At 71.7% G+C, this 26402-nt stretch carries 27 protein-coding genes; 15 read left to right on the top strand and 12 right to left on the bottom strand.

All coding sequences use genetic code 11. From position 1 onward, the window contains the following. Nucleotides 1-29 precede the first annotated feature (29 nt). Nucleotides 30-1802, bottom strand: a complete 1773-nt coding sequence (locus Q8A52_RS46560; protein WP_316764341.1) for a substrate-binding and VWA domain-containing protein — start codon at nucleotides 1800-1802, stop codon at nucleotides 30-32. A 120-nt stretch (nucleotides 1803-1922) separates the two neighbouring features. On the opposite strand from Q8A52_RS46560, the gene Q8A52_RS46555 reads away from it, so the two are divergent. Beyond that, a complete protein-coding gene (locus Q8A52_RS46555) occupies nucleotides 1923-2723 on the top strand; it encodes a CPBP family intramembrane glutamic endopeptidase (RefSeq protein WP_316764339.1) in 801 nt (266 codons plus the stop codon). Here Q8A52_RS46555 and Q8A52_RS46550 read toward each other — a convergent pair. The 4 genes from Q8A52_RS46550 to Q8A52_RS46535 all read right to left on the bottom strand — a co-directional run bounded on the left by Q8A52_RS46550 (nucleotide 2713) and on the right by Q8A52_RS46535 (nucleotide 7007). Further along, entirely contained in the window at nucleotides 2713-3525 is an 813-nt protein-coding gene (locus Q8A52_RS46550) for a PhzF family phenazine biosynthesis protein (protein WP_316764337.1), read from the bottom strand. The genes Q8A52_RS46555 and Q8A52_RS46550 overlap by 11 nt on opposite strands. Before the next feature lie 248 nt (nucleotides 3526-3773). Next, nucleotides 3774-4475: a response regulator transcription factor gene (locus tag Q8A52_RS46545; protein ID WP_316764335.1), complete on the bottom strand. Its 702-nt coding sequence runs from the start codon at nucleotides 4473-4475 to the stop codon at nucleotides 3774-3776. A gap of 139 nt (nucleotides 4476-4614) precedes the next feature. Further along, nucleotides 4615-5079, bottom strand: a complete 465-nt coding sequence (locus Q8A52_RS46540) for a Crp/Fnr family transcriptional regulator (protein WP_316764332.1) — start codon at nucleotides 5077-5079, stop codon at nucleotides 4615-4617. Between the two features lie 191 nt (nucleotides 5080-5270). Continuing rightward, on the bottom strand, nucleotides 5271-7007 hold the full coding sequence (locus Q8A52_RS46535) for a SulP family inorganic anion transporter (protein WP_316764331.1): 1737 nt from the start codon (nucleotides 7005-7007) through the stop codon (nucleotides 5271-5273). A gap of 432 nt (nucleotides 7008-7439) precedes the next feature. On the opposite strand from Q8A52_RS46535, the gene Q8A52_RS46530 reads away from it, so the two are divergent. Genes Q8A52_RS46530 through Q8A52_RS46520 form a run of 3 tightly spaced genes read left to right on the top strand, consistent with a single transcriptional unit; the run spans nucleotide 7440 to nucleotide 10279 of the window. Next, on the top strand, nucleotides 7440-8345 hold the full coding sequence (locus tag Q8A52_RS46530; protein ID WP_316764329.1) for a universal stress protein: 906 nt from the start codon (nucleotides 7440-7442) through the stop codon (nucleotides 8343-8345). A gap of 42 nt (nucleotides 8346-8387) precedes the next feature. Beyond that, a complete protein-coding gene (locus Q8A52_RS46525; protein ID WP_316764326.1) occupies nucleotides 8388-9410 on the top strand; it encodes a zinc-dependent alcohol dehydrogenase in 1023 nt (340 codons plus the stop codon). 5 nt (nucleotides 9411-9415) lie between these two features. Next, nucleotides 9416-10279 (top strand): universal stress protein, encoded by an 864-nt coding sequence (locus Q8A52_RS46520; protein WP_316764323.1) that lies wholly within the window; start codon nucleotides 9416-9418, stop codon nucleotides 10277-10279. 17 nt (nucleotides 10280-10296) lie between these two features. Here Q8A52_RS46520 and ppk2 read toward each other — a convergent pair whose 3' ends face one another. Beyond that, on the bottom strand, nucleotides 10297-11100 hold the full coding sequence (gene ppk2 / locus Q8A52_RS46515) for a polyphosphate kinase 2 (protein ID WP_316764320.1): 804 nt from the start codon (nucleotides 11098-11100) through the stop codon (nucleotides 10297-10299). Between the two features lie 53 nt (nucleotides 11101-11153). Between ppk2 and Q8A52_RS46510 the strand changes: the two genes are divergently transcribed. Both Q8A52_RS46510 and Q8A52_RS46505 read left to right on the top strand, forming a co-directional pair. Continuing rightward, nucleotides 11154-13535 (top strand): phosphoketolase family protein, encoded by a 2382-nt coding sequence (locus Q8A52_RS46510; RefSeq protein WP_316764317.1) that lies wholly within the window; start codon nucleotides 11154-11156, stop codon nucleotides 13533-13535. 111 nt (nucleotides 13536-13646) lie between these two features. Further along, nucleotides 13647-14273, top strand: coding sequence for a PadR family transcriptional regulator (locus Q8A52_RS46505; RefSeq protein WP_316764315.1), 627 nt, complete (start codon nucleotides 13647-13649; stop codon nucleotides 14271-14273). A gap of 112 nt (nucleotides 14274-14385) precedes the next feature. On the opposite strand, the gene Q8A52_RS46500 is transcribed toward Q8A52_RS46505, so the two are convergent. Continuing rightward, the gene (locus Q8A52_RS46500; protein ID WP_316764314.1) at nucleotides 14386-14814 is read right to left on the bottom strand and encodes a type II toxin-antitoxin system Rv0910 family toxin; all 429 of its coding nucleotides are present in this window, start codon (nucleotides 14812-14814) and stop codon (nucleotides 14386-14388) included. Between the two features lie 294 nt (nucleotides 14815-15108). On the opposite strand from Q8A52_RS46500, the gene Q8A52_RS46495 reads away from it, so the two are divergent. Further along, nucleotides 15109-15657, top strand: a complete 549-nt coding sequence (locus Q8A52_RS46495; protein ID WP_316764311.1) for a Clp protease N-terminal domain-containing protein — start codon at nucleotides 15109-15111, stop codon at nucleotides 15655-15657. Nucleotides 15658-15726: 69 nt separating this feature from the next. Further along, a complete protein-coding gene (locus Q8A52_RS46490) occupies nucleotides 15727-16743 on the top strand; it encodes an EamA family transporter (RefSeq protein ID WP_316764309.1) in 1017 nt (338 codons plus the stop codon). A gap of 19 nt (nucleotides 16744-16762) precedes the next feature. On the opposite strand, the gene Q8A52_RS46485 is transcribed toward Q8A52_RS46490, so the two are convergent. Together Q8A52_RS46485 and Q8A52_RS46480 are read right to left on the bottom strand one after the other, a co-directional pair. Then, nucleotides 16763-17395 (bottom strand): FMN-binding negative transcriptional regulator, encoded by a 633-nt coding sequence (locus tag Q8A52_RS46485; protein WP_316764307.1) that lies wholly within the window; start codon nucleotides 17393-17395, stop codon nucleotides 16763-16765. Next, nucleotides 17395-18078 (bottom strand): pyridoxamine 5'-phosphate oxidase family protein, encoded by a 684-nt coding sequence (locus tag Q8A52_RS46480; protein ID WP_316764305.1) that lies wholly within the window; start codon nucleotides 18076-18078, stop codon nucleotides 17395-17397. The genes Q8A52_RS46485 and Q8A52_RS46480 overlap by 1 nt, the downstream gene beginning before the upstream one ends. 35 nt (nucleotides 18079-18113) lie before the next feature. On the opposite strand from Q8A52_RS46480, the gene Q8A52_RS46475 reads away from it, so the two are divergent. After that, nucleotides 18114-19445, top strand: coding sequence for an aminotransferase class I/II-fold pyridoxal phosphate-dependent enzyme (locus Q8A52_RS46475; RefSeq protein ID WP_316764301.1), 1332 nt, complete (start codon nucleotides 18114-18116; stop codon nucleotides 19443-19445). Nucleotides 19446-19543: 98 nt separating this feature from the next. Here the strand turns inward: Q8A52_RS46475 and Q8A52_RS46470 are convergent, their stop codons facing one another. Continuing rightward, nucleotides 19544-20482, bottom strand: coding sequence for a DMT family transporter (locus tag Q8A52_RS46470; RefSeq protein WP_316764299.1), 939 nt, complete (start codon nucleotides 20480-20482; stop codon nucleotides 19544-19546). Between the two features lie 74 nt (nucleotides 20483-20556). On the opposite strand from Q8A52_RS46470, the gene Q8A52_RS46465 reads away from it, so the two are divergent. Continuing rightward, nucleotides 20557-21459, top strand: a complete 903-nt coding sequence (locus Q8A52_RS46465; protein WP_316764296.1) for a LysR family transcriptional regulator — start codon at nucleotides 20557-20559, stop codon at nucleotides 21457-21459. Nucleotides 21460-21486: 27 nt separating this feature from the next. Here the strand turns inward: Q8A52_RS46465 and Q8A52_RS46460 are convergent, their stop codons facing one another. Continuing rightward, the gene (locus tag Q8A52_RS46460; RefSeq protein ID WP_316764293.1) at nucleotides 21487-21954 is read right to left on the bottom strand and encodes a pyridoxamine 5'-phosphate oxidase family protein; all 468 of its coding nucleotides are present in this window, start codon (nucleotides 21952-21954) and stop codon (nucleotides 21487-21489) included. 159 nt (nucleotides 21955-22113) lie between these two features. On the opposite strand from Q8A52_RS46460, the gene Q8A52_RS46455 reads away from it, so the two are divergent. Further along, nucleotides 22114-22758, top strand: a complete 645-nt coding sequence (locus Q8A52_RS46455) for a cysteine hydrolase (protein ID WP_316764289.1) — start codon at nucleotides 22114-22116, stop codon at nucleotides 22756-22758. A gap of 3 nt (nucleotides 22759-22761) precedes the next feature. Here the strand turns inward: Q8A52_RS46455 and Q8A52_RS46450 are convergent, their stop codons facing one another. Continuing rightward, nucleotides 22762-23289: a Rieske (2Fe-2S) protein gene (locus tag Q8A52_RS46450; protein WP_316764286.1), complete on the bottom strand. Its 528-nt coding sequence runs from the start codon at nucleotides 23287-23289 to the stop codon at nucleotides 22762-22764. Nucleotides 23290-23465: 176 nt separating this feature from the next. On the opposite strand from Q8A52_RS46450, the gene Q8A52_RS46445 reads away from it, so the two are divergent. The 4 genes from Q8A52_RS46445 to Q8A52_RS46430 all read left to right on the top strand — a co-directional run bounded on the left by Q8A52_RS46445 (nucleotide 23466) and on the right by Q8A52_RS46430 (nucleotide 26355). Beyond that, entirely contained in the window at nucleotides 23466-24230 is a 765-nt protein-coding gene (locus tag Q8A52_RS46445) for a HipA family kinase (protein WP_316764283.1), read from the top strand. After that, nucleotides 24227-24676, top strand: coding sequence for a DUF3037 domain-containing protein (locus tag Q8A52_RS46440; protein ID WP_316764280.1), 450 nt, complete (start codon nucleotides 24227-24229; stop codon nucleotides 24674-24676). Before Q8A52_RS46445 ends, Q8A52_RS46440 begins: the two co-directional genes overlap by 4 nt. A gap of 125 nt (nucleotides 24677-24801) precedes the next feature. Further along, nucleotides 24802-25563, top strand: a complete 762-nt coding sequence (gene fabG, locus Q8A52_RS46435; RefSeq protein WP_263206303.1) for a 3-oxoacyl-ACP reductase FabG — start codon at nucleotides 24802-24804, stop codon at nucleotides 25561-25563. 30 nt (nucleotides 25564-25593) lie between these two features. Then, nucleotides 25594-26355 (top strand): SDR family oxidoreductase, encoded by a 762-nt coding sequence (locus Q8A52_RS46430; RefSeq protein ID WP_316764274.1) that lies wholly within the window; start codon nucleotides 25594-25596, stop codon nucleotides 26353-26355. Nucleotides 26356-26402: the final 47 nt, after the last annotated feature.

Genomic DNA, 26402 nt, shown 5'->3' with positions numbered 1-26402 from the left:
ACGGTCGGGTACAAGGGGAGGGCTGTCGTTCAGCCCGTGGCGTTCCGTGCCCCCGCCGCCACGATGGCCTGCAGGATGACCGAGTGGATCTGGGCGGGGTCGCTGACCTCGTGGCCGGATCCGCCGGTGGCCCGGGCGATCTCCTGGGCCTCCTTCCTGGAGGCCTCCGGGCCGACGGCGATGACGATGAGCGGCACCGGGCGCTCGGGGTTGCGGAGCTTCTGCAGTTCGGAGACGAGCTTGGCGCGGGAGATGCTGCCGGGGTCCTGGTTCACCCCGTCGGTCAGCACGACCAGCGCGTTGAACTTGCCCTTCACATAGGACGAGGTGGCCGCCCGGTACGCGGCGAGGGTGGTGTCGTACAGACCGGTGGCACCTCCGGGGACCGGCTCCAGTCCGCCGAACGCCGCCGACAGCCGGTCCCGCTGGGTGCCGCTGCCCTTGCGGTCGCCCAGCCGCCCGGTCGGCACCAGGACGCGGTAGTCCTTGTCGCCGTCCAGCCTGGTGGCGAACTCCCACAGACCGATCTCGTCCTCGGGGGTGAAGGTGGCGAGGGCCTGGAGCAACGAGGCCCTGGTGACGTCCATACGGGACCGGCCTGTGTCCGCCACGGGCTCCGACATGGAGGCGGAGGCGTCGACGACCGTGGTGATCCGCGCGCTCTGCACCGTGATCGTCCACGTCCCCAGCGCCTCCTGGAGCGCGGTGTCGGAGGCCGGCTCCGGGGACGGCTCGGCGTAGGGCTGCGGCCTGCGGCCACCCGCCGCGGCGACGACCGACGGCGATACGGAGTCGTCGTCCGTGCGGAATCCGTACTTCTCGAAGAGCTTGTGCTGCGCGGGCTCCCGCAGATACGTCATGAACCGGATCGCGGCCCGGCTCTCGTCGGTGGTCAGTTCCGGCTCGTCGACGAGCGCGTAGGGGTAGTCGAGCGTCGGCGAACCGTCCGTGGGATAGAAGAGGTCCAGGTCCGTGCCGCGGCCGGCCGTCGAGTTGTGGGCGAACGCCGCCTGCTCGCTGAGGATCAGTGCCTGGTTGCGCCTGGGGTTGCCCTGCTCGGTGCCCGAGGAGTCGTGCGGCAGGCTGTCCAGAACCTCGCCGTCGGTCTCCCGGACGCGCTGCGACAGTGCCTTCATCATGGCCGCAGCCTGCGTGGCCCCGCCCTTCGCCTCGGCGGCGGCCGCGCTCAGCCGGGTGAGTGCGAGCAGCCCGGTCGCGCTGCGCGCCGGGTCCGCCGCGCCCAGCCTGAGCGAGTCGTCCGAGAGGGTGGCTCTGGCCAGTTCGGTCCAGGTGTACGTCTTCTTCGGCCACCCCAGCGACTTCGCGGCGGCGGGCAGCATCGCCACTCCCACCGGCGTCGCGGCCACATTGCCCTCCGGTGTCACCTGCGTCGCCGTGCCGTCCGCGGTGACCCGCTGCACCCATACGTCCGAATCGGGCACCCAGACCTGCGCGTCGGGCTTCCCGCCCGCGCTCAGGGTGTCCGTGACCTTGGAGGAGTCCTGCGCACTCACCGTGACGGCCACGCAGTTCCCGTCGGAGGTGAGGTTCTGCTCACGGGCCTGCCCGGCCGCCGCCTTCAGGGCGGGGGCGACGTCGGGGGAGGCGGCGAGCGTCAGCCGTACCGGGTCGTCCTGGCAGGAGTAGCCGAAGGAGAGCAGTCCGCTCTGCACGGCGGCTGCCATGCCGCCGGCGACGGTGAGGACGAGGGCGGTCGCGATGGCCACGGAGCGGCGGCGGGCGCGGGGGCGGGGGTCGGCCGTGCCCGCCCGGTACCGATCGGGCAAGCTGTGACGTCCCATGACGGCGGTGCCCCTCCCTGTCCCCCCGACAGTCCGTGGCGCACGTTCTTCGTAACTACTTTCGAGACACTAGCGGGGCGAAGATGGGCATGGGGCGGGATTACCCAACTGGAGGCAGGTGTGCAGGTGGAGGCGGACCCGGTGGCCGATTCTTTTCCGCTGGAGCGGCCCTCGCGACGGATCTTCCGGGACGAGACGCTGCTCGTTCTGGGGCTTTCGCTGGGCGCGAGCGGAGTGTCCGCCCTGATCAGCTTTGTCGGATCGGTCACGAAACCGGGCGGCCTCAAGGACCAGGCGGCCACCCTCAATGCCTCGGCCGCGCCGGGCCGTCCCTGGCTCGATCTCGCCTGGCAGCTCTTCGGGATCGCGTCGGCACTCGTCCCCGTCCTGCTCGTCGCCCACCTGCTGATGCGTGAGGGCGAGAGCCTGCGCACCATCGGCTTCGACCGCACCCGCCCCTGGCCCGACCTCGGCCGCGGGGCGGGTGTCGCGGCCGTGATCGGCAGCACCGGAATCGCCTTCTACCTGGCCGCCCGCGGCCTCGGCTTCAACCTCACCGTGGTGCCCGAGGCGCTGCCCGACGTGTGGTGGAAGTACCCGGTGCTGATCCTCTCGGCGCTGCAGAACGCGATCCTCGAAGAGGTGATCGTCGTCGGCTATCTGCTGCGCAGGCTGAGCCAGTTGGGCTGGACCCCCGGCACCGCACTGGTGGCCAGTTCCGTGCTGCGCGGCTCGTACCACCTGTACCAGGGCATCGGTGGCTTCGTCGGCAACATGGTCATGGGGGTGGTGTTCGTCTGTCTGTACCGGCGCTGGGGCCGGGTCGGTCCCCTGGTGGTGGCGCATTCCCTGCTCGACATCGGTGCCTTCGTGGGATACGCGCTGCTGGCGGGGAAGGTGGACTGGCTGCCTACGGCGTGAGCAGCTCGCCCTCGATGACGGTGACCGCGCGGCCGGTCAGCAGGGTGCGGTCGCCGCGCAGTCCGGTGCGGACGAGACCGGAACGGCGGGAGGCCTGGAGGCCGGTCAGGTCGGGTCGGCCCAGGCGCTCGGACCAGTAGGGGGCGAGGGCGGTGTGGGCGCTGCCGGTGACCGGGTCCTCGTCGATGCCGACGTTGGGGAAGAAGCAGCGTGAGACGAAGTCGTGGCCCCGGGCCGGGTCCTCGGCGCGGGCCGTGGCGATGATGCCGCGTGCGGAGTAGGCGCCGAGCGCCTTGTGGTCGGGGGCGAGCCCGAGGACGGTCTTCTCGTCGGCCAGCTCCACCACCAGGTCCCCGACATTCGGCCCGGTGTCGAACGCCGCGAGCGGCTCCGCGCCGAGCGCCTCGGCGACCCCGGCCGGGACCTCTACCGGAGTGAGCGGCGCGGTCGGGAAGTCCAGGGTGATCCAGCCGTCCTCGCCGGGCGTGGCGACGAGCACACCGCTGCGGGTGGCGAACCGCACCGGGCCTTCGTGGGCGCCGCTGGTGTGCAGGACGTGGGCCGTGGCGAGCGTGGCGTGCCCGCACATCGCGACCTCGGCGACGGGCGTGAACCAGCGCAGCGCCCAGTCCGCCTCGCCGCCCTCCGGCAGGCGGTGCGCAAACGCCGTCTCGGCGTGATTGACCTCCATGGCGACGTTCTGGAGCCAGTCGTCGTCCGGGAAGGCGTCGAGGAGCAGAACCCCGGCCGGGTTGCCGGCGAAGGGACGGTCGGTGAAGGCGTCGACGATACGAATCCGCATGCGCCGACGCTAGACGCCCCGCGCACCCCGGGACCAAGGCCAATTCGGGGATGCTGGACCGATATCGCCGTGCGCCGAGGCCTGGACGCGGCGTTGTACGACGAACTCGGCCGGCATGGCCGGCGTGTCCGCGGGGTCGGCGCGCAGCGAGCGCGTCAGGCGGGCCGTGGTCGCGGGGTCCGGTATCGACCGGCCCGAGGCGACGGTGCGTTCCCGGAGGAGTCGGGGGGTGGGGCCGGGTGTGGGCCTCACCTCGCAGCGTGGTCGCCGGTCTCGAGGTGGTCCAGGTGGGAGGCGAGGACCGCGGCCTGGACGCGGCGCTGTACGCCGAGCTTGGCCAGGAGGCGGGAGATGTGGTTCTTGACCGTCTTCTCCGACAGGTAGAGCTTCTTGCCGATCTCGCGGTTGGTCAGGCCGTCGCCGATCAGGGCGAGGATGTCCCGCTCGCGCGGCGACAGGCTCGCCAGCTCGGCCGGCATGGCCGGCGTGTCCGCGGGGTCGGCGCGCAGCGAGCGCATCAGGCGGGCTGTGGTCGCCGGGTCCAGCATCGACTGGCCCGAGGCGACGGTGCGCACCGCCGAGATCAGGTCGGAGCCCTTGATCTGCTTGAGGACATAGCCCGACGCCCCGGCCATGATCGCGTCCAGCAGCGCGTCCTCGTCGTCGAACGAGGTCAGCATCAGACACGCGAGCTCCGGCATCCGGCTGCGCAGCTCCCGGCAGACCGTGATGCCGTCGCCGTCCGGCAGGCGTACATCCAGCACGGCGACATTCGGGCGCAGCGCGGGGCCGCGGACCAGTGCCTGTTCGACGCTGTCCGCGTCGCCGACCACGGAGATGTCCGGCTCGGCGTCGAGCAGGTCGGTCAGACCGCGCCGTACGACCTCGTGGTCGTCGAGCAGAAACACGCGGATCGGATTCCGCTCGTCGAAAGTGCCTGTGTCGGCCATGGCGATCCCTCGCTCCCCGGTGGCGGACGGCCTGTGGGCAGTCCGTGAGGCCGATCATCACTCGCCGGGGCCGGTCGCACCAGGGCCGACCGGCCCCACTCACCGGGGCCCACCGGGTCGTGGGCGGCCGCCGGACCGATCAGACGAGACTGCCGGCGCCGTACGGGGCGTACAGGTCCAAAAGCCGGGCCCGGGCGGAACGCAGCCGGTGGGCCAGTACCTCGCCGACCCACTGCGCGACGGCGTTGCCCAGCACCGGATCCTCCCGGCACATGGTGCGCACGGCCGCGGCGTCGAACTCGTACGCACGTACTGGCGTCACCGCCTCTGCGCCCAGGTGCCAGACGTGCGGCGAGAACAGCCAGGACCAGCCGAGCAGCTCGTTCGGCCGGAGCATCTCGATGACGGCGGCCTTGCGGCCGGGCACATGCATGTCGAGCTCGACGCTGCCCGTGCGGACGATCCAGAACCGGTCGGCGCGCCCACCCTCCTCGAACAGGCGTGTCCCCTGCGGGAACGACACCTCCCGGGCGATGCGCATCAGCTGCTGCCGGTGCTCCACGGGCAGGGCCTGCAGCATGCTGGGCGTGCGGGTAGTGATCATGGCGTGCCTCCCGGCGGCGCGTAGGAACTGCCGAGGCCAGCGTGTGTCCGTCGGGCACGGCGGGCCATGGGCCACCCGGCCCGTCGGTCAGGCCACTCGGCTCTCGTCGGTCCCCACGGCGGTCGCACGCGCGCCGAGGGCCCCGCCGACCATGCTTGGCGGGGCGGCTGAAGAACGGCTCGAGGATCGGTTCAGTCGAGGTCGTCCGCTCCCGGAGCCCGGCCCTCGCACCACCTCCGGTAGGCGGCCACGGCGGTCGGCAGCGTCGGGAAGATGAGATCCGGCCCGACGGACTCCTCGAGGCCGTAGGCCCGCAGGTCGGTCAGCAGGTCCTGCTTGACCCGGGCGAGGGCGAACACGATGCCCCGCCCGACGAGTTCACGGCGCAGTTCGTCGACCGCGTCCAGGGCCGTGATGTCGACCTCGACGTTGGCCTCCGTGTTCAGGACGAACCAAAGTACGGCATCGGCCTGTTCGTCGACCGACGCCAGCGCCCGGCGCCGGAAGTTCTCCGCGTTGGCGAAGAACAGGGGCGAGTCGTAGCGGTAGACCAGCAGGCCGGGGATCGTACGGGCCTCGGGGTAGTCGTCCACGTCGTGCATGCCGGCCATCCCGGGCACCAGCCCCTCGACCGCGTCGTGCGGCCGGGCCACCCGCGTCAGCAGCTCGGCCACCGACAGTCCGACGGCGACCAGCACGCCGTACAGGATGTCCAGGGCGAGCACCCCGGCCAGGCAGCCCAGGGCCAGCATGAGTTCCCGGCGGCGGAAGGACGCCAGCCGGCGGAAACCCGCGAAGTCGATCATGCGGGCCGCCGCGTAGACCACGAGCGCACCGAGCACCGCCGAGGGCGTGCGGGAGAGCAGCGGGCTGAGGAACAGCAGGACGGCGAGCACCGCGGCCCCCGCCACCAGGGAGTACGCCTGGCTGCGGGCCCCCGCCGAGGAGGCGAGCGCGGTACGGCTGGCGCTGCTGCTCACCGGGAAGCCGTGCAGCACACCGGCGCCGAGGTTGGCCGTCCCCAGCGCGAGGAACTCCTGGTTGGCGTCCAGGCCGGGGCCCTCGTCGGCGCCGCCGGTGAACGCCCGCGCGGTGAGGATGAAGTCCGTGTACGCGACGATCAGCACACCGAGCGCGGGCAGGATCAGACGCGGCAGGTCGCCCAGGTCCGGCAGGGCGAGGTCCGGTACTCCCGACGGGACCTCGCCGATCACCTTGATGCCGTACCGGCCGTCGAGGTCGAACGCCACCACGGCGGCCGTGCCGAGGACCACCGCGAGCAGCGGTCCCGGCAGTGCGCGGACATACCGCGTCACCAGGAACAGGAACGCGAGCACCGTGGCCGAGAAGACGACCGTGGCCGGGTGGGCGTCGGACAGGTGCGTGACGAACGACCAGAGCTGGGGGAAGAACTCGGTGCCTGTCGTGGCGACTCCGGTGAGCTTCGTCAGCTGATCCACGGTCATGATCAGCGCCACGCCCGCGAGATAGCCGATCAGGACCGGCCGGGAGAGCAGGTCGGCGAGGAAGCCCAGCCGTACCGCCCACGCCACCACGCACAGCAGACCGACCGTGACCGCGAGCGCGGCCGCCAGCGTCGCGTACCGCCCGGAGTCGCCCGCCGCGAGCGGCCCGACCACGGTGGCCGTCATCAGGGCGGTCGTGGACTCGGGGCCGACCGAGAGCAGCCGGGAGGAGCCGAACAGCGCGTACAGCGCGAGCGCGGGCAGGATCGCCCACAGTCCGGCGACCGGCGGCAGCCCGGCCACTCCGGCATAGGCCATGACCTGCGGCACGAGATACGCGGCCACGGTCACGCCGGCCAGCAGGTCGCCCCTCAGCCACGAGCGGCGATAGCCGAGGAGGACCGCGAGCCCCGGCACCGGACGGCGCCACCCCGAAGCCTGCCCGGCCGAACCCTGGGACATGAGCCACCCTTCTCCGTGCCTGACCTCATGATCCACCGACGTACGACCCGTCGCGAGACGTATCCGCGAATTCGTCCGCGGCCCGCGCCACCGAGCCCAACGAGCCCCCCGGGCGGGACCGTTCAGCCCGGTGGCCACCGGGCTTCGGCTCCGCCGCCAGCGGTCTTCGGCATCGGATCAGCCCTGGTCGGAGGTGTCGGGCTGCGGATCGCGGCCGTCGCGGGCACCATGATGACGGCGCTGATGAGACGCGCCGTCCTCCTGACGTCCTGTCCGCAGTGTCCGCCGCCGACCCCCTCCGCGTCGGCGGACTCCGGGCCCCGGCTCCCACGAGGGCCGGTCGGCCTTTCTCCGGGACCTGCGGCCCCTGCCCCCCCGCCCGGTCCGTGCACGACGCTCGAATCGGGAGCCCCCACTCAGGAGGAGGAGATCATGACCCGCACCGTCACGGTCGGCCTGGACGGCTCGGCCGAGAGCCGCGCCGCCGCCGAATGGGCGGCCCGCGAGGCAGAGCTGCTCGGTCTGCCGCTGAAGCTGCTCCAGGTGTGGGAGCCGGTACCGGAGCCCATGGCACAGGCCCCGTTGCTCGGGGCCGAGACCCGGCAGCACTGGACCGACCGGATCCCCCGCGAGACGGCCGAAGGCATCATCCTGCGCCACCCCGGCCTCGAGGTGACCACCGAGCAGCAGACCGGCATGCCGGGCGAGGTCCTCACGAACGCGGCGAAGGACGCCGAACTGCTGGTCCTCGGTTCGCGCGGGCTGGGCGGCGTCGCCGGTTTCATGGTCGGCTCGGTCGGTCTGAGCGTCGTCGCCCACGCCGAACGACCCGTCGTGCTGGTCAGGGCGGGGGAACAGGCCGCCGACGAGCACGAGATGGACCCGGTGGGCATCCCGTCCGCCGCGACAGCGTTCCGCCCCGTCGTCCTGGGCCTCGACGTGGAGTCGCCGGACGAGGAGCTGATCGGGTTCGCGTTCCACGCGGCGGCCCGGCGCGGTACGGCCCTGCGTGTCGTTCACGGCTGGACCCCACCGCCGTACTACATGGAAGCCCTCACCGCGGACCTCGTGATCCAGGCGCCCGAGACGCTCGGCGAGGCGACCTCCCTGACCGAGATCCTCCAGCCGTGGCGGCAGAAGTTCCCGGACGTCGAGATCACCACGGAGTCCCACTACGGAACCCCGGCCGACCACCTGGTCGACGCCGCTCGCGAAGCCTCCCTGCTCGTCGTGGGCCGGCGGATCCGCCGCAGCGCGTTTGGCGCGCACATCGGTCCCGTCACGCATGCCGTACTGCACCACGCCACCGCTCCGGTCGCCGTCGTCGCGCACGACTGACCCGGAGGACACGACCGACCCACCCCGGAGGAGAGGAAACCCATGAAGGCAGCGGTTGTACGGGCCTTTGGTGAGCCCTTGGTGATCGAGGAGCGTCCGGATCCCGAGCCGGGTGTCGGCCAGGTACGGATCCGGGTGGAGGCGTCGGGGCTGTGCCACACCGACATCCATGCGGCGCACGGTGACTGGCCGATCAGGCCGAACCCGCCGTTCGTGCCCGGCCACGAGGGCGTGGGCGTGGTGGAGGAACTCGGCGAGGGGGTCACGCACCTGAAAGTGGGGGAGCGGGTGGCCGTGCCGTGGCTGGGCTGGGCGTGCGGGCGGTGCGAGCACTGCCTGTCCGGGTGGGAGACGCTGTGCGACCGGCAGGTCAACACCGGGTACGGCTGTGACGGTGGCCATGCGGAGAAGATGCTGGCCTGGGCGGACTTCGCGCAGCGGGTACCGCACGGCATCAGCGCGCTCGAGGCTGCCCCGCTGACCTGCGCGGGGGTGACCACCTACAAGGCGCTCAAGGTCGCGCAGGTGCGGCCGGCGCAGCTGGTGGCCGTCTCGGGGATCGGGGGGCTGGGGCATCTGGCGGTGCAGTACGCGAAGATCGCCGGCGCGCAGGTGGCCGCGATCGACGTGACCGACGACAAGTTGGAGCTGGCCGCCGAGCTCGGCGCGGACCTGGTCATCGACGCCCGCAAGGACGACGTGGGCGAGGTGCTCAGGCGGTACGGCGGGGCGCACGCGGCGCTGGCGCTGGCGGTGAACGACGCCGCGTTCGAGGCGGTCAATGCGGGGCTGCGGCGCGGCGGCAGGCTGGTGATGGTGGCGCTGCGGGCGCACGGCACGGTGCGGGTTCCGATCTTCGACACGGTGCTGAACGGGACCTCGGTGATCGGCTCGATCGTGGGCACGCGGCAGGACCTGGCCGAGGTGTTCCAGTTGCACGCGGCGGGGCGGACGCGGGTGATCTGTGAGACCCGTCCGCTGTCCGCGGTCAACGAGTCCATCGACGAGGTGCTGCGCGGGCAGGTCAAGGCGCGGATCGTGTTCGACCTCGGGGCGGGGCGGTGAGCGGGGTGGATCTGCCACTGGTCGTGGGGGTCGACGGCTCGGAGCCGAGTCTGCGCGCGGTGGACTGGGCGGCGGACGAGGCGGTGCTGCGCGGGGTGCCGCTGCGGCTGGTGTATGCCTCGCTGTGGGAGCGCTACGAGGGCACTTCGCTGGCCGAGGATGTGGGAAAGCCGTCCGAGCAGGTGATGGCCGAGGACATCGTCGCCGCGGCCGCCCGGCGCGCGGCGTGGCGCCGGGCCGACGTGAAGATCTCCACCGAGGTCCTGCCCGAAGAACCCGAATACGCGCTGGTGCGCGAGAGCCGCAACGCCTCCGCCCTGGTGATGGGCACCCGCGGCCGCAGCGGCATGGTCGAGATGCTGCTCGGCTCGGTGAGTCTGGCCGTGGCCGCCCATGCCGACTGCCCGGTGATCGTGCTTCGCGGCAGCCGGGACCAGCGGGGCGGGCCGGAGACGCACGGCCGGATCGTGGTCGGCGTGGAGGAGGGGCCGGCCGGTTCGGAGGCACTGCGCTTCGCCGCCGCGGAGGCGGAACTGCGCGGGGTGCCCCTGGAGGCCGTACGGGCCTGGCGGCACCCGGCGCACCTGGCCGGCGGTGACTCCGCCCGGTTGCACGAGCAGCGGGCCACCGAGACCCTGGAAGCGGCCCTGGGCGAGGCGGCCGAGCAGCACCCGGGCGTCGACCTGCGACGGCGTACCGTCGAGGGCCACGCACGCCGGGTGCTGCCGGCCGTCTCGCGCGACGCGGGCCTGCTGGTCGTGGGTGCCGAGCGCAAGCAGGGCTCCTTCGGGCTCCAGCTCGGCCGTGTCACCCACGGCGTTCTGCATCACGCCGCCTGCCCCGTCGCGGTCGTACCCCGTCGGGCGTGAACGCGGTGGGCGGTGGTTCAAAGACTCGCCGCGTGGTCCGGGACGTACGTCTGCAGATCCCGCGGCGGGCGCTCGTAGCCGGTCGACGGCGGTCGTTCCGGCAGCTCCAGCACCGGCGGCTTCACCTCGTGGTAGGGGACGGAGTCCAGCAGATGGGCGATCATGTTCAGCCGGGCGCGGCGCTTGTCGTCGCTCTCGACGACGTACCAGGGCGCCTCGGCGACGTCGGTGTGCACCAGCATCTCGTCCTTGGCGCGGGAGTAGGCCTCCCAGTGGGTGATCGACTCCAGGTCCATCGGCGACAGCTTCCAGCGCCGCACCGGATCGTCCAGGCGCCGCCGGAACCGCTCCTGCTGCTCGGTGTCGCTCACCGAGAACCAGTACTTGCGCAACAGGATCCCGTCCTCCACCAGCATCCGCTCGAAGATCGGGCACTGGCGCAGGAAGAGCTGGTACTCCTGCTGCGTACAGAAGCCCATCACATGCTCGACACCGGCCCGGTTGTACCAGGACCGGTCGAACAGCACGATCTCCCCGGCGGCCGGCAGGTGCTCCACGTACCGCTGGAAGTACCACTGCGTGCGCTCGCGCTCGGTCGGCTTGGGCAGCGCCGCGATGCGTGCCACACGCGGATTGAGGAACTCGGTCACCCGCTTGATCGTGCCGCCCTTGCCCGCCGCGTCCCGCCCCTCGAAGACGACGACCAGCCGGGCGCCCTCCGCCCGCACCCACTCCTGCATCTTCACCAACTCGGTCTGCAGGCGCAGCAGTTCCTTCTCGTACATCTTCCGCGGCAGCTCCGCCGCCTTCTTGCCGGCCATGCCGCCTCCACCGCCCGATGACCCCTACGTCGACGACTTCCGGAGTCTCACCCATGTCCAAGGTCGAACACCAGGACGCCACCGTACTTTCCGACGACGAACTGCGCACCCTGGACGCGCACTGGCGCGCCGCCAACTACCTGGCGGCGGGCCAGATCTATCTGATGGCCAACCCGCTGCTGACCGAGCCGCTGAGGCCGGAGCACATCAAGCCGCGGCTGCTCGGTCACTGGGGCACCTCGCCCGGCCTCAACCTCGTGTACACCCACCTCAACCGTGTGATCAGGGCACGCGGCCTCGACGCGCTGTGCATCTGGGGGCCGGGGCACGGCGGGCCCTCCGTGGTGGCCAACTCCTGGCTGGAGGGCAGCTACAGCGAGACCTACCCCGACGTGTCGCGTGACGCGGAGGGCATGGAGCGGCTGTTCCGGCAGTTCTCGTTCCCGGGCGGGGTGCCCAGCCATGTGGCCCCGGAGACGCCCGGTTCGATCCACGAGGGCGGCGAGCTCGGCTACTCGCTCGCCCACGCCTACGGCGCCGCCCTCGACAACCCGGACCTGCTGGTCGCCTGTGTGATCGGCGACGGTGAGGCGGAGACCGGACCGCTGGCCGCCTCCTGGCACTCGAACAAGTTCCTGGACCCGGTGCACGACGGAGCGGTCCTGCCGATCCTGCACCTCAACGGGTACAAGATCGCCAACCCGACGGTGCTCTCCCGCCTTCCCGAGTCCGAACTCGACGAGCTCCTGCGGGGATACGGCCATGAGCCGATCCATGTGACCGGCGACGTTCCGACCGAGGTGCACCGGGCGATGGCCGCGGCGCTCGACGAGGCGCTGGACCGGATCGCGGTGGCGCAGCGGACCGCCCGCCAGGACGGCGTCGGCGAGCGCGTGCACTGGCCGGTGATCGTGCTGCGCACACCGAAGGGCTGGACCGGTCCGGCCGAGGTGGACGGCGAGCCGGTGGAGGGCACCTGGCGCGCCCACCAGGTCCCGCTGGCCGGTGTCCGTGAGAACCCCGAGCATCTGCGGCAGCTGGAGGCCTGGCTGCGCTCGTACCGGCCCGAGGAACTCTTCGGCGCCGACGGCAAGCCCGTCCCCGATGTCCTTGCCTGCCTTCCCGAGGGCCGCAAGCGGCTCGGCGCCACGCCGTACGCCAACGGCGGCCTCCTCGTACGGGACCTGCCGATCCGTCGCCTCGACGACTTCGCGGTCCCGGTCGACAAGCCGGGGACGACGCTGCACGAGCCGACCCGGGTCCTCGGCGCACTGATCGAACAGATCATGAAGGACACCACCGGGCGCCGGGACTTCCGCGTGGTCGGTCCCGACGAGACAGCCTCCAACCGGCTGCAGGCCGTCTTCGACGCCACCGGAAAGGCCTGGCAGGCACAGATCCTGCCGGTCGACGAACACCTCGAGCGGCACGGCCGGGTGATGGAGATCCTCTCCGAACACCTCTGCCAGGGCTGGCTGGAGGGCTATCTCCTCACGGGCAGGCACGGACTGTTCTCCTGCTACGAGGCCTTCGTGCACATCGTCGACTCGATGGTCAACCAGCACATCAAGTGGCTGAAGACCGCCAGGGACCTGCCCTGGCGCGCGCCCATCGCCTCCCTCAACTACCTGCTGACCTCGCACGTGTGGCGCCAGGACCACAACGGCTTCTCCCATCAGGACCCCGGCTTCGTCGACCACGTCCTCAACAAGAGCCCCGAGGTCGTACGCGTGTACATGCCGCCGGACGCCAACACGCTCCTGTCGGTCGCGGACCACGCCCTGCGCAGCCGGGACTACGTGAACGTGATCGTGGCCGGGAAGCAGCCGTGCTTCGACTGGCTGCCCATGGACCAGGCCCGGGTCCACTGCGCGCGGGGAGCCGGCATCTGGGAGTGGGCCGGCACGGAGAACGGCGGCGAACCGGACGTGGTGCTGGCCTGCGCCGGGGACGTGCCCACCCAGGAGGTCCTGGCCGCGGCCCAGCTGCTGCGCCGCTATCTGCCCCGGCTCGCGGTGCGCGTCGTCAACGTGGTCGACATGACACGGCTGATGCCGCGCGAGGAGCATCCGCACGGCATGACCGACTTCGAGTACGACGGCCTCTTCACCACCGACAAGCCGGTGATCTTCGCCTACCACGGCTACCCGTGGCTGATCCACCGCCTCGCCTACCGCCGCACCGGCCACCGGAACCTGCACGTCCGCGGCTACAAGGAGTCCGGCACCACGACCACGCCCTTCGACATGGTCGTGCGCAACGATCTCGACCGCTACCGCCTGGTGATGGACGTCATCGACCGCGTCCCCGGCCTCGCGGCGGGCGCCGCCGGAGTGCGCCAGCAGATGGCCGACGCCCGCACCCGCCACCAGGCCTGGATCCGCGAGCACGGCGTTGACCTGCCCGAAGTCGCGGAGTGGAGCTGGAACGCCTGAGTCCGGGAAACGGGGGAGCCGCCGTGGGTGCCGAAGAGGCTTGTCATCCGATCGGTTCCGATATATCGTTGACGCATCGCGACAGATCGACGATGGAATGGAGTGATTGCGATGCGTTCCCACGGATACGAGTACGGACATCGGCACGGCGGCGGCCCCCGGCGTGAGCGGGGCGGTTTCGAGGGGCTGCGGGCGGCCTTCGGACCCTTCGGTCCGGGCGGCCCCGGCTTCGGGCCCGGCGGGCCCGGTTTCGGACCGGGCCCCTGGGGTCATCGAGGGCGCGGCGGCCCGAGGGGAAGGGCGCGGCGCGGTGACGTACGGGCCTCGATCCTGGCCCTGCTGAAGGACCGGCCGATGCACGGCTACGAGATGATCCAGGAGATCGCCGAGCGCAGCGGCGGCGCGTGGAAGCCGAGCCCCGGCTCGGTGTACCCCACCCTGCAGCTGCTGGAGGACGAGGGTCTGATCACCAGTGAGTCCGAGGGCGGCAAGAAGCTGTTCTCGCTCACCGAGGACGGTCGCACCGCGGCCGACGAGGGGCCCGACGCCCCCTGGGAGGAGGCCTCGCGCGGGGTCGACTGGGAGGCCCTCGGCGAGATCCGCCAGGCCGGTTTCGGTCTGATGGAGGCCTTCGGGCAGGTCTGGAAGACCGGCAGCAAGGAGCAGCGCGAGAAGGCGCTGGCCGTCATCAACGACGCCCGCAAGAAGCTGTATCTGATCCTCGCCGACGAGGGCTGACCGTCCTCCTCGCGGGGAGTGGAGGCACTGACCGAGGTGCCCCGCGGAGCACTCCGCGGGGCACCTTCCGTCGTGCCCTCGTGCCGTCCGTCGTGCCGTCCGTCCTGCTGTCTCAGGCCACCAGCCCGCCCAGCTTGCGCAGCGACTCGTTCAGGGCCGCCGTCGCCGAGTCCTTGAGCTTGCCCGCCATCAGCGACACGGCGGCGCCCGTGAACTCGCCGTCGATGCGCACCGTTGTGGCGTCGCCGTCCGGGGTGAGCGTGTAGCGCGTGGCCACGGTCACCGCCATCGGGCCCTTGCCGCGAATGGCGAGCACCCGGGCCGGCTCCAGCTCCTCGATGGTCCACTCGACCTCGGCCGGGAACCCCATCAGCTTCATGTTCTCCTGGAAGGTGCCGCCCACCGCCAGGGTCTCGGGGCCGCCCTTGGGGAAGTTGGTGTGGGTCGCGTTCCACTCCCCGTACGCCGGCCAGTCCGTGAGCTGCGCCCACACCTTCTCGGCCGGTGCCCCGATGCGTGCCTCCGCGCTGACTTCGGCCATGCGACCACCTCTTCGTGTCGGGCTGTGGTGTCGCGGAACGTAGCCGCAGGACCGGGAACATTCAATACTGATGAACTGTCAGAAAGTGTGGAGGGCCGAGACTGCGGGGGTGAGTCTGCGGGGAGGGCTGCGACCGTGGGGCGCGAGACAAACGGCACGCGCTCCTGCAGGCACATCGGCCTGATCTCCTCCGTAAGGAGGAGATTCCGGCCGGGGATGTCCACTCACCGTGGGACGCGCAAATGCTTCCCCTCGGCGATGACCTCGGCCCGAGAGGCTGATGGGGTAGGGGATGTGCAACCCCGTATTCCCCTCCAGTCCGCCCGCGACCAGGGAATCCTCCGCGCGGATGACGATGCCGGGCTCAGCGCCGAGCTGGCGGCGGTGATCGCCGGCGCCCGCCGCAGGGCCGTTCGGGACGGGGACCGGCAGATCGACACCGCCCACCTGCTGCACTCGCTCCTGGAGTCCGATCCCGACGTCCGGGCGGTGATCGGGGACCCTCCGCAGATCGCCCGCCTGCTCGGCTATCTCGTGCAGCGCAGCATCGGCTACGGCCTGCGCTGGCAGAGCACCGTGGAGGACTCGGGGGCGATACCCACCCTGAAGGGGACCGGCGGTTGGTCGCCGCTGGCCGCCGCCGCGATGGACCACGCCGTCGAGCGGGCCCGGCTGCGCGGCGGCGAACGGGCCGCGGGCACCGATCTGCTCGTCGCGCTCGTCCGGGACCCGCGGGCCCGGGCCGGCGAGGTGCTCGCGCGTGCCGGGGTCGAGGTGGCCGACCTGCCCGCCCGGATCGCTCGCTCGGAGGAGTACGCGGGGGACGACGGCGCGGCCTGCTGAGCGCGCGCCCGTCCAGCCGGTGAGACAGGTGCCATTGGGGGTGACGCTCATGTCATCGCCTGTCATCATGTGCCGGTGCATACGTCTGAAACCAGTCAGGGCAGCCACGGGAAGGGCGTCGGGCTCGGCCTCGCGCTCGCCTCGGCGCTCGCCTTCGGGGGATCCGGTGTCGCGGCCAAGCCGCTGATCGAGGCGGGACTCGACCCGTTGCACGTGGTGTGGCTGCGGGTGGCCGGTGCCGCGCTGGTGATGCTGCCGCTCGCCGTGCGCCACCGGGGTCTCGTGCGCCGCCGCCCCGCACTGCTCGCCGGTTTCGGACTGCTCGCCGTGTCCGGTGTCCAGGCCTGCTACTTCGCCGCGATCTCACGCATCCCGGTCGGGGTCGCGCTGCTCGTGGAGTACCTCGCCCCCGCCCTGGTGCTCGGCTGGGTGCGATTCGTGCAGCGCCGGCCGGTCACACGTGCCGCCGCGTTCGGTGTGGTCCTCGCGGCCGGCGGCCTCGCCTGTGTCGTCGAGGTCTGGTCCGGGCTGAGCTTCGATGCGCTGGGGCTGCTCCTCGCCCTGAGCGCGGCCTGCTGCCAGGTCGGCTATTTCGTCCTGTCCGACCAGGGCAGCGAGGCGGGCGAGGAGGCACCGGACCCGCTCGGCGTCATCGCGTACGGACTGCTCATCGGCGCCCTCGTGCTGACCGCCGTGGCCCGCCCCTGGGCCATGGACTGGTCCGTCCTCTCCGGCACCGCCCACATGAGCGGCACCCCGGTCCCGGCCGCCGCCCTGCTGGCCTGGATCGTCCTGGTCGCCACGGTCATCGCCTACATCACCGGTGTGGTGTCCGTGCGGCGGCTCTCCCCGCAGGTCGCGGGGGTCGTGGCATGCCTGGAGGCGGTCGTCGCGACCGTGCTGGCCTGGGTGCTCCTCGGCGAACACCTCTCCGCGCCGCAGGTCGTCGGCGGTGCGGTCGTCCTGGTCGGCGCGTTCATCGCCCAGTCCTCGACGCCTGCCAAGGGTTCCCCGGGCCCGGTGGCGAGCGGCGCGCCCCAGCGCGAACTCGCCGCTCAGGGCACGGCGGCACGGCCCGCCGAGTGAACCGGGCCGGTCCGCCCGCTCACGCCCCTCGCCTGCGCACCATGTGCTCCCGTGCCGCCGCGTCCCCCGGCCCGCTCCGCCCTGCCAGCGCGGTGGCGATCCGGTCCTGCACCTCCTCCGGCTTCTTGCCCGCGTACTTGAACTTCGCGCGTACATCGGTCACTACGAGCCGCAGCCCGCGGATGCCGGACAGCAGGCGGCCGTACGGGGCCTCGTCCGGTGTCGCCCGGGACGAGCCGCCCTCCGGCTGGAAGTGGCCGAGCTGGCGGTTGAGCAGGTCGGCCTTCTCGGCCGGGTCGTCCACGACCCGGGCCGTGCAGTGGAGCTGGACGGCGGCGTAGAAGCTCGTCGGGACGCCGTGCTCGGGCGGGCCCTCCGGCGCGGCCTGCCAGGGGCCCGGCACATAGACGTAGTCGTCGACCACACTCAGCAGCACCTGCGGGTCCGCCTCCAGGGCGGGCCACAGCGGATTGGGTCGGGCGAGGTGGGTGACGGCCTCGCCGCGGACGGCGTCGAAGGCGAAGTGGAGCGGCTGCACGAAGGGCGGCTCACCGGGCAGTCCGTTGACCGCGAGTTGGCCGAAGTCATGGGCGGCCAGCCAGCTCTGCCACTCGCTGTCGTCGCGGGGCGCGTCCCAGGGGTGGATCAGCATCACAGTGCCTTGAGGTAGCCGGGGAGCTCGATGCCGGGGAAGAGGTCGGCGTTCGCGACCGGCGCGTCGTACCCCTTGCGCAGCGGGACGACGCCGGCCCAGTGAGCGAGGGACAGGTCCTCGGGCTCGTCGTTCGCGCCGCCGGTGCGGACCTTGGCGGAGACCTCGTCCAGGTCGAGCCGGATGACCGCGGTGGCCGCCAGTTCCTTCTTGTTGGCGGGCCGGGAGTCGGCGGAGCGGCCCGGTACGACGTGGTCGACCAGCGCGTCCAGGGCCAGTCGCCGCTCCTGGGGGTCGGTGACCTGGTGGGCGATGCCGTGCACCACGACCGAGCGGTAGTTGATCGAGTGGTGGAAGGCGGAGCGGGCCAGGACCAGTCCGTCGACATGGGTGACCGTCAGGCACACCGCGAGACCCGGTTCGGTCCCGCCCGTCATCCGCAGCGGGCGCGACCCCGTGGAGCCGTGCACGTAGAGCCGCTCGCCGACCCGGCCGTACAGCGTGGGGAGCACCACCGGCGCGCCGTCGCGGACGAAGCCGAGGTGGCAGACGTAGCCCTCGTCGAGTATCGAGTGCACCAGTTCCTTGTCGTACGACGCCCGCTCGGCGGCGCGCGTCGGGACGGTGCGGTCGGTCGAGGCGTAGGCGGCGGACGGCGGCGACGTCTGCTGGGGTCCCTGCATTGCGCTCTCCATTGCACTAGTGCATAATCTCTTTTGTGCTAGGAGAGTATCCGATCGAAGGCCGCGGCGCAGCAGAGATCGCGGCGAGCGTCGAGCGCGCGGTGGGGGCCGGTGACCTGGAACCGGGCCAACTGCTGCCACCCATGCGAGAGTTGGCCACCCGGCTGGGGGTGAATCCCAATACGGTCGCGGCCGCCTACCGCACCCTGCGGGAGCGTGGGGTCATCGAGACGGCAGGGCGCCGAGGCAGCCGTATCCGGCCCAGGCCGGCCACGACGGGCCGCGACCAGCTGCATGTGGCCGTACCGGCCGGCGTGCGGGACCTGTCCAGCGGCAACCCCGACCCCGCACTGCTCCCTCCGCTCGCGCCCGCCCTCGCGGCGGTGGCGGCGGAGGGGGACCGGGAGCCGGTGCTCTACGGCGCCGAGCCCGTCGAGCCCGAACTGGCCCGGATCTCGCGCGCCGATCTCGACGCCGACGGGGTGCCCGACGGTCCGCTCACCGTGACCTCCGGTTCGCTGGACGCGGTGGAGCGCGTCCTCGCGGCACACCTCAAGCCGGGGGACGCCGTCGCCGTCGAGGACCCCGGCTGGGGCCGGACCCTCGACCTCGTACCGGCACTGGGGCTGCGCACGGCCCCCGTGGGCGTCGACGACGAGGGCCCGCGCCCCGAGGACCTGCGCGCCGCCCTCGCCTCCGGAGCGCGCGCCCTGATCGTCACCGACCGCGCGCAGAACCCCACCGGCGCCTCGGTGAGCACCACGCGCGCCCGTGCCCTGCGGTCCGTGCTGCGCGAGTACCCGCAGACCCTGCTGATCGAGGACGACCACGGCCACGGCATAGTCGACCTGCCCCTGCACCCTCTGGCCGGGGTCACCCACCACTGGGCCTTCGTCCGCTCCGTCGCCAAGGCATACGGACCCGACCTGCGCCTCGCCGTCCTCACCGGCGACCCCGTCACGGTCGACCGGGTGCGCGGGAGACAGCGGCTGGGCCCGGGATGGGTGAGCCGGCTGCTGCAACGTGCCGTGGTCCGCCTCTGGAAGGACGGAGCGGTGGACGGACCGGCGGTGGCGGCGGCGTACCGGGCCCGCCGGGACCTGCTGATCGACGCGCTGGCGGAGCGCGGGGTCGCCTCGCACGGCCGCAGCGGCATGAACGTCTGGGTACCGGTCCCCGACGAGACAGGCACGGTCGCCCACCTCCTCCACGCAGGCTGGGCAGTCTCCCCGGGTGCCCGCTTCCGCCTGAACGCCGCACCCGGGATCCGCATCACGATCTCGACGATGGCTCCAGAGGATGCCGGCCCCTTGGCGGAAGCGGTAGCGGCAGCGGTGGGCCCGACACCGGTCCGAACTTATGTGTAGGGAAAGCCAACTGCCCCAGGGGCGCGGGGCCGTGTTCGATATGCGGCTCCGCCGCGCGGGCGCGACGAGCCACGACACGCCCGCAGCCGTCCACAACCTCAGGAGGCACTCCCCCTGGGCCTCACTTGAGTGAGCGCCGCCCCCGCAAGAACGATCACCGCCCCCACCGGAGTGGTCCACCGAAGCGACTCCCCCAAAATGGCAACTCCCGCCGCGGTCGCGATGACGGGGATGAAGTAGGTCACCATCTGTGCCGTGGTCGGGCCGACCTCGGCAACCAGCCCGTACTGGATCAACACCGCCAGCCCCGTACCGAGCGCACCCAACGCGGCAACGGCAAGCAGCGGAACAAGAGAGAAGTGGCCCGGAACCGAGGTGAACAGCGGAGTCACAACGGCCAGTTGCACCGTGGCCAACAACAGCTGCGCCCCCGTCATCGCCAAATGCGAGTGCCCCGTCCCGGCCAGCGTCCGCCGGACATGGATCCACCCGATCGGATAGCTCAGCGAAGCCAGCAGGGCCATCGCCGTGCCCGTGGCATCCAGTCCATGGAACCCCTGCCACGCGCCCAGCACCGTCAACACCCCGAGGAACCCCATGCCAAGGCCGGCGAAGCGAACCCGTGTCGGGCGGTCCTCCGAGAGCGCGACCAGGGACAGCGCCATGCCCCACAGCGGCGAGGTGGCGTTGCAGATGCCCGCCAGCGTGGACGGGATGGTGAGCTCCGAGTAGGCGAAGAGCGAGAAGGGCAGGGCGTTCAGCAGGAACGCGGCGACCGCCAGATGGCCCCAGGTGCGCGCCCCGCGCGGGAGTCTCTCCCGCTTGACCGCCATCGCCGCGGCGAGCACCGCCGTACCGAACACCAGCCGCCCCAGGGTGACCTGGAAGGGTGCATAGCCCTCCGTGCCCACCTTGATGAGCAGGAAGCTGAAGCCCCATATCAGGGACAGGGCGCCGAAGCGGAGGCGCCAGTCGAGGCGGGCGCGTGGCTGCCGGACGGTGCCGACCTCGGCGCGAGGGGTGGTGACGGTGCTCATGGATCCTACGATGCCGCAGGCAACCTCGTAGCACAATCGAGATTTCTCGCGCAATATCTCGTAGTATCGCTTACATGTTGAACCTGGAGCGCCTGCGCACCCTGGATGCCCTCGCCCGGCACGGCTCGGTCAGTGGCGCGGCCGAGGCGCTGCACGTCACCACGTCCGCGGTCTCGCAGCAGCTGGGCAAGCTGGAGCGGGAAGTGGGACAGCAGCTCCTCGCCAAGAACGGGCGGGGGGTGCGTCTCACGGACGCGGGACGGCTGCTCTCCGAGCACGCGGCACGGATCCTGTCCCAGGTGGAGCTCGCCCAGTCCGACCTGGAGGCGCACCGCGGGCAGGTCGTCGGCGAGCTGCGGCTGTCCGCGTTCCCCACCGCCGCCCGTGGGCTGTTTCCCGCCGCGCTCGCGGCCCTGCGCGCCCGGCACCCGGCGCTGCGGGTGCGCTCGAGCGAGCTGGAGCCCGAGAACGGCGTCGCCGGAGTCGTACGCGGCGACCTCGACCTCGCGGTCGTCCTCGACTGGTACAACAAGCCGATGCCGGTCCCGGACGGCCTGGTGAAGGCGCCCCTCTTCGACGATCCGGCCGATGTGGCGATGCCGGCCGGCCACCCGCTCGCGGACCGGGACGAGGTGGACCTAGGGGAGTTCGCCGAGGACGAGTGGATCACCTGGGGCGAGGGCGAGTTCTGCCACGAGTGGCTGATGTTCACGCTGCGCTCGCGCGGCATCGAACCGAACGTCGGCCACCGCGCCGCCGAGACCCACACCCAACTCGCTCTGGTTTCGGCAGGGTTGGGGGTGTGCATCGCGCCGCTGCTGGGACGGCACCCGGTGCCCCCCAATGTCGTCACGGTCCCGCTCAAGCAGCGCGTGCGCCGGCATGTGTATGTCGTCTGGCGGGCCGACGCCGACCGCCGCCCTTCCATCCGCGCGGCGGTGGAGGCGCTGCAGGCGGCGGCCGCGACGGTCGGCTGAACCGGAGCCGGCCCGGGCCGAACAGCCCTACGGCGAGCCCAGCTTGCGGAAGTCCCAGGAGACGACCTTCTCCGGGGTCAGCCGCGCCCAGGCGTGCCGGCCGTCGTGCGGCATCTCGTCCAGACCGAAGTTCTTCCGGGCGAACAGGGTCTCCGCGGTGTCGAGTTCGGCGCACAGCTCGCCGGTGCGCGGAACCTCGCCCACGAACTCCACGGTTCCGGACAGCTCGACGCCGCGCAACTGGTCGTACTCCTCACCCGAGTCCACCACGACCGCCACCCGTGGATCACGGCTCAGATCGGCCCACCGCTTGCTGCGCACCACCGAGTACAGCCACAGCGACTTGCCGTCCCAGGCGAACCACAGCGCGCTCACGTGCGGGGCGCCGTCCGTGGACACGGTGGCGACCCGGCAGGTGCGCTGAGTGGTCAGGAATTCGTCCAGCTCGCCCGGCGTCATCATGATCTTCCGGCCCCGGCGCTGAGTGACGGTCATGCTGCCCCCTCTTCTCCCACGTCGTGTCAGAGGAGGTGGTCCAGGTCCCGTCGTCGCCCAGATCCTCTGACATCACGTCAGAAAAGAATGAGTCGTCTTCCGTTCACGCGCAATGGTGGCTAGTCTCGCCCGCCCCGCATCCCGGCGAAAGGGGGCCTCATGGCGTCGTACGAAGAACTCGGAGAACTCCTCGACCCCGCGAGCACCGTGCTGCTCACCGTGGAGTGCCAGCAGGGGGTCGTCGGTCCCGACAGCGCGCTGCCCGAGCTCGCCCGGGAGGCCCGTGCCTCGGGTGCCCTCGGCAATGTCGCCCGGCTGGTCGCCGCCGCGCACGACAGCGGTCTCCAGGTGATCCACGCCGTCGCCGAGCGCCGCCCGGACGGCCGGGGCGCCAACCGCAACGCCCGGCTGTTCCGCGCCGCCGAACGGCTTCCCGTCCAGCAGCTGTCCGGCACCACGGCGGTGCGCGTCGCGCCCCCGATCGAGGTCACCGAGGAGGACTTCGTCGTACGGCGGCTGCACGGGCTCTCGCCCGTCCAGGGCACCGACGTCGACGCCCTGCTGCGCAACCTCGGCTGCCGCACGCTGATCGTCACCGGTGTCTCGGCCAACGTCGCGATACCCAACGCGGTGTTCGACGCCGTGAACCGCGGCTACGCCGTCGTCGTGCCGCGGGACGCCATCGCGGGGGTGCCCTCCGACTACACCCCCGCGATGATCCGCAACACGCTCGCACTGGTCGCCACGGTCGCGACCACGGACGAGGTGCTCGGATGCCTCAAGCGTCCGCGCCGACGTGCCTGACCCTCACGCGAGCTTGATCTCGTCGCCGGACACGGTGATGTTCGCGGCCGTGAGCCCCTTGGTCGCGGGACCCGCCTTCCGGCTGCCGTCCGTGACGGAGAACTGGCTGTTGTGGCACGGACAGACGATCACACCGTTCGCGATGCTGCCCACCGCGCACCCGGCGTGCGGGCACTTCGAGGAGAACGCCTTGTACGTGCCCGCCGTCGGCTGGGTGACCACGACACCCTGGTCCTTGAAGATCTTGCCGCCGCCCTCCGGGATGTCCGCGGTCTTGGCGAGTGCGGTGCCGCCCGCCGCGGCGTTGTCGCCGCCGCCCGAGCCGCCGGTGCCAGAACCGCTGCCGTCCTGCGTCCCGGTGGAACCGGTCGCCCCGGTGCTGCCGGAGGAACCGGACGCGCTGGAGGAGTCCGAGGAGTCGTCGCCCGATCCGCAGGCGGTCAGCGCGGCGGCGAGTCCCGCCGCTCCGGCCGCGGCCACGACCGTACGGCGGGCCGGTCCCGCTGCGGGCTTGGGCGATGCGCTGCTCATGTGGGAATTCCCTTCCGCGAAGCCTTTTTGGTGATCCGTCCAGGGGTACGGCCGACGGGCACGACCCGTTCAGCCGGTGTCGAGATCCTGACGTCCGCGCGGTCGGAGCACCATAAGCCAGAGCTGTCGTTCCGCTGTCGGTCGGGGGCCCGGCGACTCCCCAGTAACCTGGGGCGATGCTCAAGGAAGTCATCGCGACCCGATACATCACGCCCCTGCGTGAGGGCGGCTCGTTGCCGGGGCTCGTCGAGGCCGACGACTTCGGGACCTACGTCATGAAGTTCACCGGCGCGGGACAGGGCCGCAAGACGCTGGTGGCCGAGGTCGTCTGCGGGGAGCTGGCCCGCCGCCTGGGCCTGCGGATGCCCCGCCTCGTGACGATCGAACTCGATCCGGTCCTGGGGCTCGGCGAACCCGACCAGCAGGTGCAGGAGCTGCTGAGGTCCAGCGCAGGCACCAACCTCGGCATGGACTTCCTCTCCGGCGCCCTCGGCTTCGACCCGCTGGCCTTCACGGTGAGCCCGGGGGAGGCCGGTCGGATCGTCTGGTTCGACGCGCTGATCAACAACGTGGACCGCTCCTGGCGCAACCCCAACCTGCTCATGCACCGGGGCGACCTGTGGCTCATCGACCACGGCGCGACCATGATCTGGCACCACAACTGGCCCGGCGCCGAGGCCTCCGCGGCCCGGCCCTACGACGCCGCGGACCACGCACTGGCGGGCTTCGGCCCCGATGTCGCGGGCGCCGCGGCCGAGCTGGCTCCCCTGGTCACCGAGGAACTCCTGGCCGAGGTCACCGCCGAGATCCCGGACGCCTGGCTGGCCGGCGAGCGCGGCTTCGACAGTCCGGACGACTTGCGGCGGGCGTACGCGCGCCCTCTGCTCGCGCGCGCCGCCGGGGTCCACGAGCGCATCACCGGCATCGAGGGGGACAAGTGAGCGAGCACCACATCCACATGGCCGGCCATGTGACCGAGCGCCACATCACCCGGGCGGGCCAGGGCGGCGGCCGGGACGTCTTCGAGTACGCGCTGCTGCGGGTCGTACCCCGCGTCGAGCGCGGTGAGTGCATCAACGCGGGCGTGGTCGTGTACTGCCGCGCCCAGGGCTACATCGGCGCCCGCACCCACCTCGACGAGGCCCGGCTGCTGGCCCTCGACCCGGACGCCGACGTGTCGGGCGTCCGGGCCGCGCTCGGCGCCGTCGAGGGTGTGTGCGGCGGCGGGGCGGCTGCGGGACCGGCGGCCCGGGACGACGCGGGGCGACGATTCCGCTGGCTGATCGCGCCGCGGTCGACCATCGTGCAGCCCGGACCCGTCCACACGGGGCTCACCACCGATCCGGCGGCCGAGGCGCAGCGGTTGCTGGACCTCCTGGTGAGGTAATGGATCACACGCACCCGGTGTGCCGTTGACACCGGGTGCCAGTGCTTCTAGCGTCACGTCTGTCGAAGGTACTAAGCGGTCGCTCACCGCGGCTGGGGAATTCTCAAGGGCGAGGAGAAGCAGCAATGTCCACCACTGACCAGCGGGTCGCCATCGTCACCGGAGGTGCGCGCGGCATCGGCGCCGCCACCGCCGTACGACTGGCCGCCGAGGGCCGCGCCGTCGCCGTCATCGACCTCGACGAGGCCGCCTGCAAGGAGACCGTGGAGCGGATCACCGCGGCCGGCGGCCGGGCGATCGCGGTCGGCGCGGACGTCTCCGACGAGGCGCAGGTCGAGGCGGCCGTCGCCCGCGTGGCCGAGGAGCTCGGCGCGCCGACGATCCTGGTCAACAACGCCGGTGTGCTCCGCGACAACCTGCTGTTCAAGATGACGGCCACCGACTGGGACACCGTCATGAACGTGCACCTGCGCGGCTCGTTCCTGATGACCAAGGCCGTCCAGAAGCACATGGTCGACGCCGGTTTCGGCCGTGTCGTCAACCTGTCCTCCTCCTCGGCGCTCGGCAACCGCGGGCAGGCCAACTACTCCGCCGCCAAGGCCGGTCTGCAGGGCTTCACCAAGACCCTCGCCATCGAGCTCGGCAAGTTCGGCATCACCGCCAACGCGGTCGCCCCCGGCTTCATCGCCACCGAGATGACCAAGGCCACCGCCGATCGCGTCAAGATGGGCTTCGAGGAGTTCAAGGCCGCGGCCGCCACCCAGATCCCCGTGCAGCGCGTCGGCGAGCCCGAGGACATCGCCAACGCGATCGCCTTCTTCACGGGCGAGGCGGCCGGCTTCGTCTCCGGCCAGGTGCTGTACGTCGCCGGCGGACCGCTCGACTAGTCGGCACCGGGAAACTCGAGGAACACGGACATGACTGAACTGCCTGAACTCTCCGGCAAGGTCGCGCTCGTCACGGGCGCCAGCCGCGGCATCGGCTACGGCGTCGCCGAGGCGCTGGTCGCGCGCGGTGACCGCGTCGCCATCACCGGCCGCAACGAGGACGCCCTCAAGGAGGCCGTCGAGAAGCTCGGTTCCGACCGGGCCATCGCCATCGCGGGCAAGGCGCACGACCTGGCCCACCAGGCGGAGGCCGTCGAGCGCACGATGGAGGCCTTCGGCCGCGTCGACTTCCTGGTCAACAACGCGGGGACGAACCCGGTGTTCGGGCCGATCGCCGACCTCGACCTGGACGTGGCGCGCAAGGTGTTCGAGACCAATGTGATCTCGGCGCTCGGCTTCGCCCAGAAGACCTGGCACGCCTGGCAGAAGGACAACGGCGGCGCCATCGTCAACATCGCCTCCATCGCGGGCCTCGCGCCCTCGCCGTTCATCGGCGCCTACGGCGTCAGCAAGGCCGCGATGATCAACCTGACCCAGCAGCTCGCGCACGAGTTCGCGCCCAGGGTGCGGGTCAACGCGATCGCCCCGGCCGTCGTGAAGACCAAGTTCGCGCAGGCCCTGTACGAGGGCCGGGAGGCGGAGGCCGCCGCGGCCTACCCGCTCGCCCGGCTCGGCGTGCCCTCGGACATCGGCGGCGCCGCCGCGTTCCTCACCTCGGAGCAGTCCGACTGGGTCACCGGACAGACGCTCGTCGTCGACGGCGGACTCTTCCTGAACGCCGGCGTTGCCTGACTTGTCCCGGCGTGACGGCCCGACCCCCGGGCGGGCATAACGATCGG

It is taken from the genome of Streptomyces herbicida (genome assembly GCF_032656585.1).
Classification (GTDB): domain Bacteria; phylum Actinomycetota; class Actinomycetes; order Streptomycetales; family Streptomycetaceae; genus Streptomyces; species Streptomyces herbicida.
Note: the sequence above shows the minus strand (reverse complement) of the source record. Positions and strands in the feature narration are given on the sequence as shown.

Excerpts from the sequence above, each read along its gene's own strand:
- Q8A52_RS46560 (WP_316764341.1), bottom strand. The coding sequence starts at position 1,802 with ATGGGACGTCACAGCTTGCCCGATCGGTACCGGGCGGGCACGGCCGAC.
- Q8A52_RS46550 (WP_316764337.1), bottom strand. The coding sequence starts at position 3,525 with ATGCGGATTCGTATCGTCGACGCCTTCACCGACCGTCCCTTCGCCGGC.
- Q8A52_RS46545 (WP_316764335.1), bottom strand. The coding sequence starts at position 4,475 with ATGGCCGACACAGGCACTTTCGACGAGCGGAATCCGATCCGCGTGTTT.
- Q8A52_RS46540 (WP_316764332.1), bottom strand. The coding sequence starts at position 5,079 with ATGATCACTACCCGCACGCCCAGCATGCTGCAGGCCCTGCCCGTGGAG.
- Q8A52_RS46535 (WP_316764331.1), bottom strand. The coding sequence starts at position 7,007 with ATGTCCCAGGGTTCGGCCGGGCAGGCTTCGGGGTGGCGCCGTCCGGTG.
- Q8A52_RS46530 (WP_316764329.1), top strand. The coding sequence starts at position 7,440 with ATGACCCGCACCGTCACGGTCGGCCTGGACGGCTCGGCCGAGAGCCGC.
- Q8A52_RS46525 (WP_316764326.1), top strand. The coding sequence starts at position 8,388 with ATGAAGGCAGCGGTTGTACGGGCCTTTGGTGAGCCCTTGGTGATCGAG.
- ppk2 (WP_316764320.1), bottom strand. The coding sequence starts at position 11,100 with ATGGCCGGCAAGAAGGCGGCGGAGCTGCCGCGGAAGATGTACGAGAAG.
- Q8A52_RS46510 (WP_316764317.1), top strand. The coding sequence starts at position 11,154 with ATGTCCAAGGTCGAACACCAGGACGCCACCGTACTTTCCGACGACGAA.
- Q8A52_RS46505 (WP_316764315.1), top strand. The coding sequence starts at position 13,647 with ATGCGTTCCCACGGATACGAGTACGGACATCGGCACGGCGGCGGCCCC.
- Q8A52_RS46500 (WP_316764314.1), bottom strand. The coding sequence starts at position 14,814 with ATGGCCGAAGTCAGCGCGGAGGCACGCATCGGGGCACCGGCCGAGAAG.
- Q8A52_RS46485 (WP_316764307.1), bottom strand. The coding sequence starts at position 17,395 with ATGCTGATCCACCCCTGGGACGCGCCCCGCGACGACAGCGAGTGGCAG.
- Q8A52_RS46480 (WP_316764305.1), bottom strand. The coding sequence starts at position 18,078 with ATGCAGGGACCCCAGCAGACGTCGCCGCCGTCCGCCGCCTACGCCTCG.
- Q8A52_RS46470 (WP_316764299.1), bottom strand. The coding sequence starts at position 20,482 with ATGAGCACCGTCACCACCCCTCGCGCCGAGGTCGGCACCGTCCGGCAG.
- Q8A52_RS46465 (WP_316764296.1), top strand. The coding sequence starts at position 20,557 with ATGTTGAACCTGGAGCGCCTGCGCACCCTGGATGCCCTCGCCCGGCAC.
- Q8A52_RS46460 (WP_316764293.1), bottom strand. The coding sequence starts at position 21,954 with ATGACCGTCACTCAGCGCCGGGGCCGGAAGATCATGATGACGCCGGGC.
- Q8A52_RS46455 (WP_316764289.1), top strand. The coding sequence starts at position 22,114 with ATGGCGTCGTACGAAGAACTCGGAGAACTCCTCGACCCCGCGAGCACC.
- Q8A52_RS46450 (WP_316764286.1), bottom strand. The coding sequence starts at position 23,289 with ATGAGCAGCGCATCGCCCAAGCCCGCAGCGGGACCGGCCCGCCGTACG.
- Q8A52_RS46445 (WP_316764283.1), top strand. The coding sequence starts at position 23,466 with ATGCTCAAGGAAGTCATCGCGACCCGATACATCACGCCCCTGCGTGAG.
- fabG (WP_263206303.1), top strand. The coding sequence starts at position 24,802 with ATGTCCACCACTGACCAGCGGGTCGCCATCGTCACCGGAGGTGCGCGC.
- Q8A52_RS46430 (WP_316764274.1), top strand. The coding sequence starts at position 25,594 with ATGACTGAACTGCCTGAACTCTCCGGCAAGGTCGCGCTCGTCACGGGC.